This window comes from Pseudoalteromonas sp. MMG005, assembly GCF_018101015.1.
In the GTDB taxonomy this organism is placed as follows: Bacteria; Pseudomonadota; Gammaproteobacteria; order Enterobacterales; family Alteromonadaceae; genus Pseudoalteromonas; species Pseudoalteromonas aurantia.
The window spans coordinates 42,415-60,089 of the sequence record NZ_JAGJEK010000002.1 but is presented as its reverse complement, the minus strand read 5'-3'; the positions used below and the strand labels follow the sequence as shown (position 1 = coordinate 60,089).

Genomic DNA, 17,675 nt, shown 5'->3' with positions numbered 1-17,675 from the left:
ATTTATAGCCCTGCTATTACACTCAAATTAGCAATAAAGGTTTAGCTATGCCTAGCGGGTCTAAATAAGCTAGGTTAAGTGACACTTAATACAGCAAATATAAACAACAGCAAAGCGCAATGCCTACTAATCAACAATAAATGCATTCACAATATTGATACAGCTGCACGCAACAAAAACACAACACTTATGCAATTTCAACTGTGACGCTTACTTGCATTCAATTAAAATAGATTACAATAATCTCAATATACCTTTCAGCAAATATCTTACTTTACAATACGTCGCAATCTCATAGCTTTATTACAGGCAAAAAAATGCCACCTTGAAGGTGGCATTACACACGGGATTATTTCTATTTACAGATAGAAATTCGGTTACTTCCAGCTCGTCATCTTGTGACCTTTCAGAGCATAGAACAAAATAAATAAGTAACTTGGTATCATTAAGCTATACGCCCCTTGAGCACCAAGGCCAGCTACATTTCCAAGGCCAATCAGTAAGGGCCCCAACGCACCGCCCGCAATACCCATAATAAGTAGTCCCGAAGCAGTGCCAGTCAAGCGACCGAGGCCATTTAATGCCAATGGCCAAATAGCTGGCCATACCATAGCGTTAGCAAAACCAAGCAATGCTATACACAATAGCGGATCTGGTAATTGAGGTCCACCAAATGGAACAAGTAAAATGTTAGATATCGTAAATGAGTCGTTACTACCCATTACAACCGCTAAAACTGTAATGATACCAGCAATACCAGACATCACTAATGCGTTTTGCTGAGACATAAAACGCGGGATCAACGCAATACCAATAGCATAGCCAATCAGCATACACGCCATAGTGTAAGACGTCATCACGGAATAATCCGCTATGCCTAGCTGTAATGCATAAGAACCAATAGTATCAGCTGCAATAACCTCGACGGCAACATACAATGCAATACCAATAACACCAAGTACCAAATGAGGATGGCTCAATGCTTCTTTTAATTCACCCTTACCGTTACCACCTGACTCTTCAAAAACCAGATCTGGTAATGGTGCGATTTTTGCGAAAACAGCAAACAAGAAAATAAGGCCAGCTACCCCAATGTAAGGCATAATTAGACTATTCGCCATCGCATCTTTTTGTTCTTGTGATAATTGTGACCCAGGCTCTACAACACCACTGACGACGACGGCTGCAAATATGATTGGTACAATCACACCCGCAGACTTATTCAATAGTCCCATAATACACACACGGACCGCTGCTGACTTTTCAGATCCCATTTTAACAACATACGGGTTAACCGCTGTTTGTAATATCGTTTGACCAACGCCTATCATTAGCTGCGCAAACAAAAATATCTCAATCATCTGCATTTTTGCAGCGGGAATATACATTAACGCAGATGCTGCCATCACGACACACCCTAATGCCATGCCATTCTTATAGCCAACACGCTTAATTAGCATAGCCGAAGGTATTCCTGCGACTGTCACGGCAATATAAAACGAGGATATGATGAACGACGCTTGCAACGGCGTTAATTCAAGCATTTGTTGTAAAAAAGGTGTAATAGCCCCGTTGAGCCAAGTAATACACCCTAAAATAAAAAACATCGACCCAGCGAGCACCATAGGGAGCCAGATACTCTGCTTTACATTATCTTCAATTTCCACTGTCGCTTCCATAAGTTTCTTCTTGTTGCTAATTAATATACTAAAGATCTGTAGATTGCACAGATCTAGGACTAAATTCAGAATAACTTCTGTATAATTATTAGACACCCACGCTCATTTTTAAGCGTATTGATGTAGTGTTAGGGCTATCACTCAAAAATGACAGCGCTGACATTTAACTTTACGTTAAAATTTAACTTTTGACTAGCTAGAATTTAACCAGTTAATTTACTAAAAAAGGACCTTACAGTCCCTTTTTAGCAAACATATCAAAAATATTACTTTAACTCTGTGATACGGCTCGTATTTTTATCTCCTACACGCGTCCTTAGTTGAACGACTTGACCGTCATTATGACTGATCGGATCTGAATAAAGCTGCCAAGTTTGTCCTCGGTCTAAGCTATATTCGATATCTAAATAAGGGAAAGCGCTGTTGGCATAAACAAGTGCTCCTTTTTTAACTGCCCCTGGTACTGGTAAATTCACATTTACACCAGACGCAACCAACTTAGGCAATTCCTTTATAGCCAATGCTGCGGAAAAACTTTGCCAATCGTTTGAAAAAGGTTTAATTGCAATTTCATCCCCTTCCCATTTAGCTTTATGCCAAGCGCGCTCTGCTACAGATAAAATACGCGGGAAAATCATCGCTAATACCTGCTCTTCAGTTCGAATGGTTTCGCTCCACACTTGCCCTTGCATACCTAAGATATTTTCTGGCTTTTCAAGCTTAGGCATGGCACGTCCTACGAGTGCTTCTAAATTTACAATCGGTTCTCGAGTTCGCGTAAAATCAGCATTGGCGTATACATCATCAGGCATATAACTAAACGCTTTTTTAGTATCAATAAAACGCGTTGCCCAATAATAACCTCGCTCTTCTGGATGAGCTTCATATGGATGATCAAAATACAAGTGTGTGCCATGAGATAATACCACTTGATATCCATCATTAGCTAACCGGTATGCTCTATCTGCAACCCCCCATTCCCAAATATTGTCCCACACATTTGCAGTAAAAGTGTCATTGGGGAACTCATCTCTTTTAAAAGGGTTTACTTTGTCATACATTAATCCATCCTCCCAAGCGCCAGGAGAAATACCGCGTTTGGCTAATATATGAGCCACCTTTTGAGTAAAGTATGGTTTTAAATCCGCTGGCCCTGCAATCCCATTATTCGCATCCATAAATAAAGCATCACAAGCGGGAGACTGTGTCCATGAACCTGCACCGACTTCATCACCTCCAAAGTGTAAATTCGTTAATCTAGTCCCCGCATCTCGATACATACTTTGTAGCTCGTAAGTCACCTTCTCGATAAAAGCATACGTAGAGTCTAAACACACATTAAATGAATTATCTGTGTAATTTTGCACCGTGATATACTGTGACTCGTCCTTTGGATCTGTTAATAAATAGGCTTTAGCTTGCTCTAACTTCCCTTTGTCTTTGAGCGTATTATATCTCGCTTCCATAGATTTGATCGCTGCACGAGCGTGGCCTGGGCCTTCAATTTCAGGAATAATTTGAATATGTCGAGCATCTGCAAACTTAATGAGTTCGACAAAATCTTTGCGAGATAAAAACCCATTTCCAGAACCTGATTTAAAGGGCCCCGTACCCAACTGAGTTAATAGACAACGTTGCTCTTCTAAATCAAAACAGCGATGAGCCCCAATATCTGTTAGCTCTGGTAAACCTGGAATTTCAACTCGCCAACCTTCATCATCTGAAAAATGCCAATGGAACTTATTCAGCTTATAACGCGCCATTTGCTCCACCAACTTAAATAATGCGTCTTTGCCATGATAGTTACGTGCATTGTCATAATGCATACCACGCCATACAAACCTTGGGGTATCTTCAATCTCAACATTGGGAACTTTAATGGTATTTTTGCTACCGGCTGGAAATAACGCGAGCAAACTTTGAATACCATAAAATACACCAGCGTTATCGCTGCCTATAATTTCAATTTTATCGTCATCGATTTCTAACCGATAACTTTCAGCAGCTCCCTCAGCGAGCTTCTCATCTACGTTCAAATAGATAGTAGGAACATTTGATGCCTTAATGTGATCTGCTGCACTGTGTAAATCTAAGCCGTAGTTGGCTAAATCACTTTTTAAAACAGCTACCTCTGAAGTCAAACGACCAGAAAAACGTATTTGCCATGATGAATCTAACACCGCTGTTCCACGATTGAAATCAACCTTTTGTGGTGTTGGAATGATCCGTTTCAATGCTACTTCTTTGGTAATAGACGCAGAAGAAAGGTTACGCTCATAACGTAATTGAGCAGATGCTAGCTGCGTTTTATCTATCGGATCATTATATCGCCTAAGCTGATTCTCCCGCTCAAATGGGGCAATGTATTGCTTAAAATCTTCCGTGTCAGTATTTGCAAAAATCGCCGGGGTGTGCTGTTTAGAAACCATAAACGCACGCGGCATAAAGTCACTATATGCTGCTATCCATGCACCTGCTTCAAATTCAACGGTGAGACTTTCACCGATAGCCAGCCCTGCAAAATCTTTATTTGGTACAAAACGATGTAAATCACCATTTACATGCTCTATCGTAAATCCATTAACTGACTTAGTATGAATTTTACGTACCGAGTGGATGTAGATTTGCCAATCAGCTTTGCCTTTTTCCAAAATAATATTTGAATTATTTGTCAAAGTCATTGAGGCTAATAAACTTGAGGCACCATTATGAAAGTTATCCTCTGCGGCAAACACAAGCTTGGTGTCCTGCGTAAACGCATTCAGTTGTGATTGTGATAGATTTGCATTGGCGAACAGGGGTGTCGTGATCAGTAAACTTGCTAGCAAGTGTTGCTTAAAGGTCATAGGTTTGCTCCTTGGTAAACACCTGTGGCTCTATTTATCTATATAGAAGCTTGAGCGTAAAGTGTTCAGTCACTATTAACAATAACCTCATCATATAAAATCAAAAATGACAGCGCTATCAATATTTACTCTGATGTATGACTTCTTGAAAAAATATAAAAAAAAACCCACAAAACAGTGGGCTATAATTATTAAATTTTATTAAAGTTAAAATCTTACCAAATTTTTACGCGTTCAGCCGACGGTATATACATACCATCGCCCTCTTTCACCTTAAAGGCTTTATAAAACTCAGGCATATTTGGTAGCACACCAATTACTCTATAATGACTTGGTGAGTGAGAGTCCGTCATTAACCTATTTCGTAGCTCTTCCTCTCGGTATTGTCTTCGCCAAATTTGTGCCCACCCCATGAAAAAGCGCTGCTCGCCAGTATAACCATCAATGATAGGAGCTTTTCTTTCCGCTAAAGAAAGTAAGTAAGCTTTATAAGATACCGTTAAGCCTCCTAAGTCACCTATATTTTCACCTAAGGTAAGTTCACCATTTACATGCGCATCTTCAAAAGGGCTGAATTGGTTATACTGAGCAACCAACTTACTGCCTCGTTGATCGAATTGTGTAAGGTCCGATTCACTCCACCAATTACGTAAATTACCTTCTCCATCATACTTAGACCCTTGATCATCGAAACCATGACCCAACTCATGACCAATTACAGCACCAATGGCTCCATAATTCACCGCATCATCAGCTTCAAGATTAAAAAATGGTGGTTGCAATATTGCTGCAGGGAACACAATCTCATTATTTACAGGGTTATAATAAGCATTCACTGTTTGAGGTGTCATGAACCACTCAGAGCGATCCACTGGCTTTCCTATTTTATTGATCATATCGTTATAAGACCATTGCGTATAGCGAACATAATTACCTAATAGATCATCTGGACTTATCTGTAGTTGCGAATAGTCTCGCCATTTATCTGGGTAACCAATTTTAGGTGTAAACTTACTTAGTTTATCTTTTGCTGCAATTTTTGTTTCAGGGCTCATCCATTCAAGGTCATCAATGGCCTGATCAAAGCCTTTAATTAGGTTACTTACTAACTCGGTCATCCGTGCTTTAGCTTCTGGAGGAAAGTACGTTTCAACGTAAATTTTACCTAACAATTCACCTAAAACTTCATTGCTAGAGTCAACTGCCTTCTTCCAGATTGGTGCTTGTTCTTGTACGCCTCGTAATATTTTATCAAAGAAATTAAATTTAAGATTTACCATCTCTTTATTCAAAAGCTCAGCATGATTATTTACGAAGTGAAAAGTAAGATAGTGTTGCCACGTTTCTAATGGGCTATCAGCCACGACTTTCGCGAGGTTTTCTAAGTAAGATGGCTGGTTTATGACAACGTCCGTCACGTTTAAATTTGCGGAAACAAAATAACTTTCTAAATCAAATGATGGAATGAGTCTATTTGCATCAACCATCGACAATTTATTATAAGTTTTAGTTGCATCTCTACTCTCCACTCTAGACCACTGAACCGCAGCTATACGACTTTCAAGCTCCAGAATGTTATCTGCAGCCTGCTCAGGCTGAGGATAACCCAATCGAATAAAAACTTGCTGAATGTATGTCTTATATGCAGCGCGTATACTTACAAACTTCTCGGTATCCTTTAAATAAAAATCTCGGTCAGGTAACCCCAAACCGCTTTGATACAAATACAATGCGTACTCACTTGAGTTTTTTGCATCATTATTTACATACCAGCCAAAGGGAGTTGTTCCACCATTCAATAACATAGAAGCCATGACACGAGGTAAGTCGGCACGACTAATCAACGAGTCTATTGGCTCTAAATATGCCTTCAAGGGTGATAAAGCTAATTCTTCTCTTGCAGTTTCATCCATGTAGCTCCCATAAAAGGCTGAAAGCTTATATTCATCACTTCCGACCGCCATTGTGGTGTTTTTTAGTGCATCATCCAATACTTTACGCAAAGCTTTTTGTGATTCATCATACAAAGCTGTAAAAGAACCATAACTCGATTTATCCGCTGGAATTGCTGTTTTCTCAAGCCATTTTCCATTGACGTGATAGTAAAAGTCATCTTCTGCGCGGACTGAAGTATCAATATTATTCAATTCAATACCTGACTTTAGTTCTAATTTATTGTTTTTATTCAGGTCAATTGGATCTACTTGCATCTTACTTTCAGCGGGAGGCTCACTACAACCAGCTACACCAAGGGAGATTACAACACCTAAAGCTGCTAAAGATATATTTTTCATCAATGTATTCCAATATGAGTTTAATTTTATAATAAGCTACCCATTCCCATAGTGGCAACAGTTATGGTCATCTTAAGAAAGCCGCGTGAAGTACAACATGTACTATATTTACAATGGCATACTTTATGACATTTCAGTGTGTAATTTATCAATAATTGCTTGATTCGCTGCAGGAAACGCATAATTATTTAATGAGGTTATCTCAACCCACTGACATAGCTGCGCTTCTAAGCCTTTAGCTTCTCCTGCAAATTTATCAACTATATGAACAATCAATCGTACACATTTATCTCCATAATCATGCTCTATGATTTGTAGCTCACGAGAGCCTAATACATCAATATTTACCTCTTCTTTTAATTCTCGCTTCAAAGCTGTGAAAGCCGTTTCTCCTATCTCTACTTTTCCTCCAGGAAACTCCCATAAACCACCTTGGTGCTGAGATTCATGCCGCTTACTGATAAATATCTTTGAGCCTGTTTTAATCACACCAACGGCGACTTCAATCACTTTTTTACTCACAACATTTCTCCAGATCAAAAAAGCGACTCTAAAGCCGCTTTTTAAAAAATCAAAATTTACAATGTTATTACTTTAGTTTACCACAACATTGCTTAAACTTTTTACCAGACTGACAAGGGCATGCTTCATTTCTACCAACTTTTACGTCAGTTCTTGCTGCTACCGATACCCCCTCAGGTACATTACCGCCAACGTGCTCAGCCTCAGCATGTTGATACTCTTTCGGCATTTGCTCACTGCGGCGATGCTGCTCTTCTACTTTCTCAACGTCTTCCTCAGCGCGTACTTGTACTTTGCTAAGAATACCCACCACATCAATTTTTAAATTTTCCAACATTTCAGAAAATAACTCAAATGACTCACGCTTATACTCTTGCTTAGGGTTCTTCTGAGCATAGCCTCGCAGGTGAATACCTTGTCTGAGATGATCCATCGCTGCTAAATGATCTTTCCAATGTTGATCAAGGCTTTGTAGCATAATCGCTTTTTCAAATTGGCGCAGTACGTCAGGGCCAACCATTTGCTCTTTATCTTTATATGAGTTTTCAACTTCATCATTAATTCGATCGCGCAGCTTTTCTTCATACAGTTTTTCATCATCAGCTAACCACTTTTCAATTGGTAACTCGATTAAGAAATCGCCCTTTATACGATCTTCTAGTCCTTTAATATCCCACATTTCAGCTAAGCTTTGTGGTGGAATAAATTGATCAATTGTGCCATTTAAAACATCACTGCGGATCGCATTAATCGTTTCCGATATATCGCCTTCTTCCAACAGCTCATTACGCTGCTCATAAACAACTCGGCGTTGATCATTAGCAACATCATCATATTCAAGCAACTGCTTACGAATATCAAAGTTTCGCGCTTCAACTTTACGCTGAGCATTTTCAATAGCTCGGTTTACCCACGGGTGTTCTATCGCCTCACCGCGTTGCATACCTAACTTACGCATCATATTTGTCATTCGCTCACCGGCGAAAATACGCATCAACGCATCATCCATCGACAAATAGAAACGACTAGAACCCGCGTCTCCTTGACGACCTGAGCGCCCTCGTAGTTGATTATCGATACGACGTGATTCGTGACGTTCAGTACCTATAATATGCAAACCACCTGCAGCTAACACCGCATCATGAGTAACTTTCCACTGAGCTTTTAATTCTGTAATCTGTGTTTCTGATGGGTTATCAAGTTTTTCTAAATCACTTTGCCAATTACCACCCAAAACAATATCTGTACCGCGACCAGCCATATTTGTAGCAATTGTGACTTTACCAGGCAAACCAGCATCAGCAACAATATCGGCCTCTTGAGCATGGAATTTGGCATTGAGAACATTATGTTCTATTTTTTCTTTTCTCAAGAAGTGCGATAAATACTCTGAGCTTTCAATTGACACCGTACCAACAAGAACAGGCTGCCCACGCTCCTGACAGTCTTTAATGTCTTCAAGAATGGCTTCAAACTTCTCTTCTTGTGTTAGATAAACAAGGTCTGCTCGATCATCACGAACCATTGGTTTATTTGTTGGAATAACAACAGTATCTAAGCCATAAATTGATTGAAACTCAAATGCTTCAGTATCCGCTGTACCAGTCATACCTGCCAGCTTGTCATATATTCTGAAGTAATTTTGGAAGGTAATTGATGCTAATGTCTGGTTCTCGTTTTGAATACGAACACCTTCTTTCGCCTCTACTGCTTGGTGTAACCCTTCAGACCAACGGCGCCCTTCCATTGTACGACCAGTATGCTCATCAACAATAATAACTTCATTATCTTTAACAACATAATCAACATCTTTTTGATAAAGTTTATGTGCTCGAAGAGCGGCGTAAACATGGCTTAACAAGGTGATACTTGCTGCTGAGTAGAGTGAATCGCCTTCTTCAATTAGTTTATGCTCAAGCAATAGCTCTTCAACATTAACTTGGCCACGTTCAGTTAAGTGAACCTGTTTTGACTTTTCATCAATTGTGAAATCACCGTCACCTTCCACACCTTCTTCATCTTCTTTATCTTGAAGAATTAGCGATGGCACGATCTTATTTATCTGAGTGTATAGCGCAGAACTATCTTCTGCTGGACCTGAAATTATAAGTGGTGTACGAGCTTCATCAATCAAAATTGAATCAACCTCATCCACGACAGCATAATATAGTGGACGTTGCACTCGCTCTTCTACGGTAAACGCCATATTGTCACGTAAGTAATCAAAACCGAATTCATTATTCGTGCCATAAGTAATATCAGCACGATAGGCTTGCTTCTTTTGCTCAGGCATCATACCCGGAACGTTGCAACCAACACTTAGACCTAGGAATTCAAATAACGAACGGTTTGTTTCTGCATCCCGTTTTGCAAGATAGTCATTCACTGTAATAACGTGAACACCTTTACCTGTTAAACCATTTAAGTATGCAGGTAATGTTGCTGTTAATGTTTTACCTTCACCGGTGCGCATTTCAGAAATACGGCCTTGGTGTAACACGATCCCACCCACCATTTGCACATCGAAGTGACGCATGTTGTAAACACGTTTTGAGGCTTCACGTACTGTCGCAAAGGCCTCAGGTAAGATATCGTCTAAGCTTGTACCTTGCTCAAAACGCTCTCTGAACTCTGCTGTTTTCGCTTTTAGTTGCTCATCAGTTAGAGCTGCGTACTGCTCTTCTAAGGCATTGATTAAGGTGACCGTCTTTCTTAAGTTTTTAATAGTGCGGTCATTGCGACTACCAAAAATCTTGGTAAAAATATTAGCTATCATGTTAAAACCGTTTTCACTCTATTGATGGCTGACCTTACCTATGCTTATTCGTCATTGGGTACTGAGGTCGCACTGCTTCCTGTGGGCAACAAATGCTTAATTGTTTTTGCAATGTGCCTAATTCAATTTATTGCCCCTATCATACCAGACTCTGCGAAGCTGCAAACCATTGAAGTCAAAACAGCGAAGTTTTACTGGTAAAAAGCGGAGCCACGTAAACTAATGTTGCTATTTTTGTTAGCAACAAATACCCAATGTAGCAACAAATTGAAACATAATCGAGATTAACTGTATATATGGTGATATTTAGGCATAATTCAAGCTATTTAGATGATTTAACTTTTTTTACTTTTTCGACGCAGCTATACTTACGTTGATTAAATGAACATTATGAGCTAATAACTATGGCTAAGAACCGTTTTGCCCCAAAACAACTTAATGAGCTTATGGGAAAGTGGTCCAATAAAATGGTCAGTTATTCAGAGAAATCACAAGCCATGTCACAGTGGCAAAGTTGCCTAGAAAAAGCGGTGGGCCCCGTATTAATTAAGAAATGCCGCATAGGAAATTACCGAGACGGGACTTTAGTTATTGAAGCTGCTTCAGCAACATTAGCCACCCGGCTTAATTTTTTAAAAATGGATATTCTGTCTCAGTTTAGAGCTTCTGGAATGTTCGAATGCGCGCAAGTAAAAATAGTAACTAACCCCGAAGCGCAGCAAAGACTTACCCCGAAAAAAGAAAACAAAACAATCAATGATGAAACGCATGAAAGGAGATCTATGAGTGAACAAACGGGTTTACAGCTCATCGAACTAGCCAACAATGCACCATCTAGCTTGCAAGCCAAACTGCTCAAATTAGCAAGTCATGCACAAAAAAAATGACGCGATATGCGTCATTTTTTAGAATTTTTCGATTTTCAAGCCGTGGTAATTTCCATACCCGGCGCTGGCATGCTGACTGGTTCTTCGAAAGTAGCCCATTCCCATGCAGTTTCTGATGCCATAATTTCACGTAAAAGTTTGTTGTTCAAACCATGACCTGACTTATAACACGTAATTTTACCTAAAATATTATACCCTGCCATGAACATATCACCCACACAGTCTAATATCTTATGCTTAACAAACTCATCTGAATAGCGCAAACCACTCGGGTTTAATACTTTATATTCATCAAGTACCACTGCATTATCCATACTACCGCCTAACGCTAGGTTATTAGCATGCATATACTCAATATCTTTCATAAAACCAAATGTGCGGGCTCTACTAATTTCTTCCGTAAAACTCTGTGCGGTAATATCTAAACCGATGCGCTGACGACTGTCATTTATCGCAGGGTGATCAAAGGCAATTTCAAAATCAATATGAAAGCCATCGTAAGGGGTGATCTCAGCCCACTTATCACCATCTTCCACACGAACTTTTTCTTTAATTCGAATGAACCGCTTTGCGACGTTTTGCTCTTTAATACCGCCCTTTTGTAATAAATAAATGAATGGTAATGCACTACCATCCATAATAGGCACTTCTGAACTATCAAGCTCTACAACTAGGTTATCTATACCCAGTGCCGCAACAGCTGCAATTAAATGCTCAGTGGTGGAAAGACGTATTCCATCTTTGTTCGTTAAACAAGTACACAACTGCGTATCACCAACAGCTTCTGGCGTAGTCTCAAAATCTACCACAGGGTCAAGATCTACACGACGAAATACCACACCGGTATTTTCGCTCGCAGGTCGGAGAGTAATTGTGACCTTTTCACCTTTATGAAGCCCTACACCTGTTGCTTTAACAACTTCAGCAATTGTACGTTGTTTAATCATAACTTCGCCCACTTCAAATAACACTTAGACGGGGGATTGTATCACAGATACGACCACCTGCCAATTGTTTAATTATCAACCAAATTTAGTCTGACTGTTTACGTAAAAACGCAGGGATATCAAAATAATCTCCCTTGTCTGTGTCTTGATCAACACTTTTACTTACCGCCTGACTCTCTTGCGCTGCTGTACTCACTGTCGATGTTGAGTTCGTTACATTTCCAGTGTTTTCAGATGTAACCTCTGATTGAGTAAAGCTTGGAACAAACATACCACTGGATTGCTGATTTGTTGATGCTGAGGTAACATCACCACCAGCGGCTTTCTTAAAGCCATTATCAACTATGCCAAACTGAGGACGACGCTCACCGCCAAGCCCTGTAGCAACCACTGTTACGCGTAATTCATCGCTCATATCAGGGTCGATTACGGCACCAACAACAACCGTCGCGTTTTCAGATGCTAATGCTTTTACATGATTACCAACAATTTCGAACTCTTCGATGGTAATATCCATTCCAGCTGTAATGTTAACCAAAATACCTTTTGCACCCGTTAAATCTACATCTTCTAATAAAGGGCTTGAAATTGCAGCTTCTGCTGCTTCTTGTGCTCTATCTGGCCCAGATGCAGAAGCCGTTCCCATCATCGCGGTGCCCATTGCCGACATAACAGTTCTTACATCTGCAAAATCCACATTGATCAAACCAGAACGTGTTATTAGTTCAGCAATACCTTGAACTGCACCATAGAGTACGTCATTCGCCTTAGCAAACGCGTCTAAAAGTGTAGTTCCTTTACCTAAAACTTTAAGTAATTTATTGTTTGGAATTGTAATCAGTGAGTCAACAATTTCTGACAGCTCACCAATACCTTGATCAGCGGCCGCCATACGCTTCTTACCTTCAAGATCAAAAGGTCTTGTCACTACAGCAACCGTTAAAATACCCAACTCTTTCGCTACACGAGCAACAACAGGGGCTGCCCCAGTACCTGTTCCACCACCCATACCTGCAGCGATGAATACCATATCAGCACCTTCAAGTGCTGTTTTTATAGTTTCAATGTCTTCTTCAGCCGATTTACGACCAACTTCAGGGTTTGCGCCTGCGCCTAACCCTGAAGTAATTTGCGTACCCAATTGAACAGTTATATCTGCTGAAGACTTCCGCAATGCCTGTGCATCCGTATTTGCAGCAACGAAACGTACACCCTCAATTTCCTGCTTAACCATATGCTCAACGGCGTTTCCACCACCACCGCCGACACCTATCACTTTAATAACAGCTTCTTCGCTGTGTTCTTCCATTATATCAAACATCTTTCACTCTCCGACTTGAGCTTAAAACTCGCCTTGAAACCATTTAGTAACTCGGTTCCACCAATTTCCATCCGACTCAGCTTTCGACTTCTGTGCATTCATCGATTGCAAAGTACGGCCATATTGTAACAAACCTACAGCTGTTGCATATGCAGGATCGTTAACATAATCTGTTAATCCGGTAATTCCAATAGGTTTACCAACTCTTACGGGCATTTGACATATATCTTCAGCAACTTCGAGCGCACCCGCCATTTTACCACTCCCGCCCGTGATAACTAGTCCCGCTGCTATTTGATCTTCAAAACCCGAACGACGTATCTCTTCCAGTGTTAACTCTAACAACTCCCTAAAACGTGGCTCCACAACTTCAGAAAGTGTATGCCGTGACATTAAACGCGCAGGTCTTCCACCAACACTAGGAACTTCAATGGTCTCTTCACTACTGGCCATTTGGCTACTTGCACATGCATATTGCACTTTTAAAGATTCAGCATGGGAAATCGGGGTTCGAAATATCTTAGCGATATCCCCCGTAACTTGATTACCGGCAACAGGGATAACAGCCGAATGACGTAAAGCTCCATTAAGATAAATAGCGATATCCATCGTACCACCACCTATATCAACAACCGCCACACCGAGCTCTTTTTCATCTTCAGTCAGCACGGAATAACATGACGCCAGTGCACTAAAGGTCAGTTGGTCAACATTTAAGCCACATCGCTCAACACATTTTTCAATATTCTTTGCCATGTCATTAGAGCACGTAATAATGTGTGCTTTTGCTTCCATACGTACACCACTCATACCCAAAGGGTTTTTTATTCCCTCTTGCATATCAATGCTATATTCTTGTGGCAAAGAGTGTAACATTTTCCGCTCTGCGGAAATTGGAACTGATCGCGCTATATGAATGACATTTGCAATATCATCGTCTGTTACTTCAGAATTATTAATCGCAACAACACCACTTTCATTTTGGCATTGAATATGCTTGCCTGATATGCCTAAGTAAACAGAACTTATTCGGCAATCAGCCATCAATTCGGCTTCATCTATTGCACGGCGAATAGATTCAGAAACTAAATTTAAATCATTCACGCCACCCTTATCCATACCATGGGATACTTGGTTGCCCACTCCCACAATACTGAGCTGATTATCTGCCGTGATCTCTCCAACCGTTGCGACTACTTTAGAGGTACCAACATCGAGCCCTATCACTAAGTTTCTTTCTGCTGACTTCGTCATGCTTTACTCTTATTTTGTTGTTCTTCAATTAGCGGGTATTTCCAGCTCACCGCAAGCCCTGTGTCATAGCGTAAATCAATAGCATCAATTAAAGCCCCATTCGGCTTGTGCATTTTCGGGTAAACATCAATAAAGCGCTGTACTCGTTTTGCTTTTTCTTCTCGACCTAAATTTAGACGAATGCCATTTTCTAACCACAGCTGCCAAGCAAATCGCTCTGATAATGCAAGGCTGACTAAGTGGAATTGGTTAACTTCAAGCATGGCTTTTAACTGTAAAAAAGTATGCCATGCTTCCGTTTCACTGCCCTCAGGCCCATATAGTTGCGGCAACATACTTGTTAAGCTTTCATTTGGTGCCTGAAAAACATCACCACTTTCATTCAGCAATAAATCACTGTTCCATATTGCCACTGGTTTATGCTCAACCACATAAACCAGCAATTGATCCGGCCATTGCTTACGAACAGACACACTTGCCACCCAAGGCAAAGACAACACGGACTCCCGTACAGCTTTAATATCTAACTCAAAGTAACTACTTAAATCCACGCGCCTAATCGCGGTAACTATGTCATGTTCACTGCTATAATTGGGCTGCCCTAATACAGTAAGTTGCCTAAACTGTGCATCTTTATGTGCAACTAACCAATCACTAACCCAGTACATACTTTTTATTAAACCGAAAATTACCACCATGAAAAAACCTAAGCCGAAAAGCAAAGACCAATTCAATCTTTGATTTAAGGATTTAGCTTTTTTGAAAAACGCACGCATATTAAAGCGTTTGCTCCAAAATGCGAACAACTAATTGCTCAAAACTCACACCTTGTGCTTTCGCAGCCATAGGAACCAATGATTTTTCCGTCATTCCGGGGACCGTATTGACCTCCAATAAGTAAAACTGACCATTTTCATCTTGCATAGCATCCACTCGTCCCCAGCCTGAAGCCCCGACTAATTTAAATGCATGCTTCGCCATAACTTGGAGCTGCGCTCTGTGAGCATCACTCATATTCGCAGGACAATAATACTCGGTGCTATTTACCTGATATTTAGCTTCGTAATCATAGAAACCACGCGGTGTTTTCATTTCAATAACGGGTAACGCGTCATTCCCGAGCATCGCAACGGTAAACTCCCGACCAGTGATCCATTGCTCGACTAATACTTCGTCATCATAGTCAAATGCGGCTGTTAAAGCTTGCGTCAGCTCCTGTGCTGTATTAGCTTGCGCCATTCCTATGCTTGATCCTTCATGACTTGGTTTAACCATAACTTTGCCAAAATCAGCCATAATCGCGTTTGCATCAAACCCTTCTGAAGCATTCACTACTGTATATGCAGCCGTACTTAACTGAGCTGTTTTGAATAAGTGTTTACTCCGCACTTTATCCATCGCTAACGCACTGCCTAACACACCACTGCCAGTATACGGCAAAGACATAAACTCCAATGCCCCCTGAATTGTACCATCTTCACCACCCCGGCCGTGAAGTGCAATGAATACCCTATCTATTTTCAGTGCTTTCAGCTCTAAAATATTACGTTGTGCTGGATCAAAGGCAACTGCATCCACTCCGGCAGCTAACAATCCGTTTAAAACGGCTTTTCCTGACATTAATGATACTTCGCGCTCTGCTGAACTTCCCCCCAGCAAAACTGCTACTTTACCAAACTGCTTCATGCATCACCTTGTTTTAAAATGTTAATCGACATCTTTGTAGCCGCTAGCTTTTTAACAATTTGTCCAATATTACCCGCACCTTGAGTAATAACTAGGTCATTATCAGCCAAAGTTTCTGACAGCACACCCGCCAGTTCATTATGGTCCGATACATGAATAGGCTCTACGCCCCTTTGACGTAAACTTCGACATAAACTTTTACTATCAGCGCCGACAATAGGACTCTCTCCTGCGCTATAAACGTCCAATAAGATCAGCTGGTCAACGTCAGCAAGTACTCGTACAAAGTCTTCATATAAATCTCTGGTACGGGAAAACCTATGCGGCTGATATATCATGATCAAGCGTTTATCACTCCACCCAGCTCTTGCAGCCTGAATTGTAACCTGAACTTCCGATGGGTGATGTCCATAATCGTCCACTAGCATCACTTTACCGCGCTCATTCTCATATTCTCCATAATGCTGAAAACGTCGGCCTATACCTTCAAAATCTGCTAATGCCTTCAAAATAAACGCGTTGTCAATATCATGATCTTTTGCCACAGCTATTGCCGCAGTGGCGTTTAGTGCATTATGCTTGCCGGGCATATTTAGCACGACATCAATGCACTCACCTTGCTTCGTCATTACTGTAAACTCACAACTATTCACAGTTTGAGTAAAATTCACCATTTTGTAATCAGCAATTTCAGACTCACCGTATGTAATTGTTGGGCGAGCAAATCGCGGGATAAGTTCATAAGCGACCTCTGAATCAATGCAAACGACCGCTAAACCATGAAAGGGCAAATTATGAATAAACTCAACATAGGTATCTTTTAACTTCTCAAAATCACCGCCATATGTATCCATATGATCAGCTTCAACGTTCGTGATCACCGATACCATAGGTTGTAAATGTAAAAAAGACGCATCACTTTCATCTGCTTCTGCAATGAGCACATCACTATTACCTAGTTTGGCATTAGTTCCTGCACTATTTAACAAGCCACCAATAACAAATGTGGGATCTAATTGAGCTTGTGCAAAAATACTGGCAATTAAACTAGTCGTAGTTGTTTTTCCGTGCGTACCAGCCACGGCAATACCATGGCGAAAGCGCATCAATTCAGCAAGCATTTCCGCTCTACGAACTACAGGGATTCGTGCCGCTTGAGCCGCCACGATCTCTGGGTTTGTTACATCAATTGCTGTTGATACAACCACAACATCTGCATCCTTGACATTACTTTGATGATGGCCAATAAAAACTTCGGCCCCAGCTTTAATTAAGCGCTCGGTCATCGCGTTATTAGCAATGTCTGAGCCGGTAATTCGATAACCTTCAAAAGCAAGCACTTCGGCTATTCCACCCATACCGGCACCACCAATTCCAATAAAATGAATGGTGTTAATTCTTCTCATAGCTCGGCGTTTACTTGATTCTTTCACTACACACTCTTTAATCATGTTATCACTTCA

General features: G+C 40.7%; 12 protein-coding genes. 1 reads left to right on the top strand and 11 read right to left on the bottom strand.

The window, feature by feature from the left end; genetic code table 11:
* Positions 1 to 377: 377 nt before the first annotated feature.
* From J8M01_RS02285 to secA, 5 genes are all read right to left on the bottom strand, one after another.
* The gene (locus J8M01_RS02285; protein WP_192508457.1) at positions 378 to 1,679 is read right to left on the bottom strand and encodes an MFS transporter; all 1,302 of its coding nucleotides are present in this window, start codon (positions 1,677 to 1,679) and stop codon (positions 378 to 380) included.
* Positions 1,680 to 1,945: 266 nt separating this feature from the next.
* Positions 1,946 to 4,525, bottom strand: coding sequence for a family 20 glycosylhydrolase (locus tag J8M01_RS02280; RefSeq protein ID WP_211056857.1), 2,580 nt, complete (start codon positions 4,523 to 4,525; stop codon positions 1,946 to 1,948).
* A gap of 215 nt (positions 4,526 to 4,740) precedes the next feature.
* Positions 4,741 to 6,819 carry a M13 family metallopeptidase gene (locus J8M01_RS02275; RefSeq protein ID WP_211056856.1) on the bottom strand — a complete coding sequence of 693 codons (2,079 nt, stop codon included), beginning with the start codon at positions 6,817 to 6,819 and terminating at the stop codon, positions 4,741 to 4,743.
* A gap of 123 nt (positions 6,820 to 6,942) precedes the next feature.
* Positions 6,943 to 7,341, bottom strand: a complete 399-nt coding sequence (gene mutT / locus J8M01_RS02270) for an 8-oxo-dGTP diphosphatase MutT (RefSeq protein WP_210995367.1) — start codon at positions 7,339 to 7,341, stop codon at positions 6,943 to 6,945.
* A gap of 67 nt (positions 7,342 to 7,408) precedes the next feature.
* A complete protein-coding gene (secA, locus tag J8M01_RS02265) occupies positions 7,409 to 10,117 on the bottom strand; it encodes a preprotein translocase subunit SecA (RefSeq protein ID WP_211051691.1) in 2,709 nt (902 codons plus the stop codon).
* Between the two features lie 404 nt (positions 10,118 to 10,521).
* Here secA and J8M01_RS02260 point away from each other — a divergent pair, with 404 nt between their 5' ends.
* Positions 10,522 to 11,004, top strand: a complete 483-nt coding sequence (locus J8M01_RS02260) for a DciA family protein (RefSeq protein WP_211056855.1) — start codon at positions 10,522 to 10,524, stop codon at positions 11,002 to 11,004.
* Between the two features lie 35 nt (positions 11,005 to 11,039).
* Here the strand turns inward: J8M01_RS02260 and lpxC are convergent, their stop codons facing one another.
* From lpxC to murC, 6 genes are all read right to left on the bottom strand, one after another.
* Positions 11,040 to 11,951: a UDP-3-O-acyl-N-acetylglucosamine deacetylase gene (lpxC, locus tag J8M01_RS02255; RefSeq protein ID WP_192508463.1), complete on the bottom strand. Its 912-nt coding sequence runs from the start codon at positions 11,949 to 11,951 to the stop codon at positions 11,040 to 11,042.
* 85 nt (positions 11,952 to 12,036) lie between these two features.
* Positions 12,037 to 13,272, bottom strand: coding sequence for a cell division protein FtsZ (gene ftsZ, locus J8M01_RS02250; RefSeq protein WP_211056854.1), 1,236 nt, complete (start codon positions 13,270 to 13,272; stop codon positions 12,037 to 12,039).
* 21 nt (positions 13,273 to 13,293) lie between these two features.
* Entirely contained in the window at positions 13,294 to 14,526 is a 1,233-nt protein-coding gene (ftsA, locus tag J8M01_RS02245; RefSeq protein WP_192508465.1) for a cell division protein FtsA, read from the bottom strand.
* A complete protein-coding gene (locus tag J8M01_RS02240) occupies positions 14,523 to 15,302 on the bottom strand; it encodes a cell division protein FtsQ/DivIB (protein ID WP_211056853.1) in 780 nt (259 codons plus the stop codon). The genes ftsA and J8M01_RS02240 overlap by 4 nt, the downstream gene beginning before the upstream one ends.
* A 1-nt stretch (position 15,303) precedes the next feature.
* Positions 15,304 to 16,212 carry a D-alanine--D-alanine ligase gene (locus tag J8M01_RS02235; RefSeq protein ID WP_211056852.1) on the bottom strand — a complete coding sequence of 303 codons (909 nt, stop codon included), beginning with the start codon at positions 16,210 to 16,212 and terminating at the stop codon, positions 15,304 to 15,306.
* On the bottom strand, positions 16,209 to 17,663 hold the full coding sequence (murC, locus tag J8M01_RS02230) for a UDP-N-acetylmuramate--L-alanine ligase (RefSeq protein ID WP_192508468.1): 1,455 nt from the start codon (positions 17,661 to 17,663) through the stop codon (positions 16,209 to 16,211). Before murC ends, J8M01_RS02235 begins: the two co-directional genes overlap by 4 nt.
* Positions 17,664 to 17,675 lie beyond the last annotated feature (12 nt).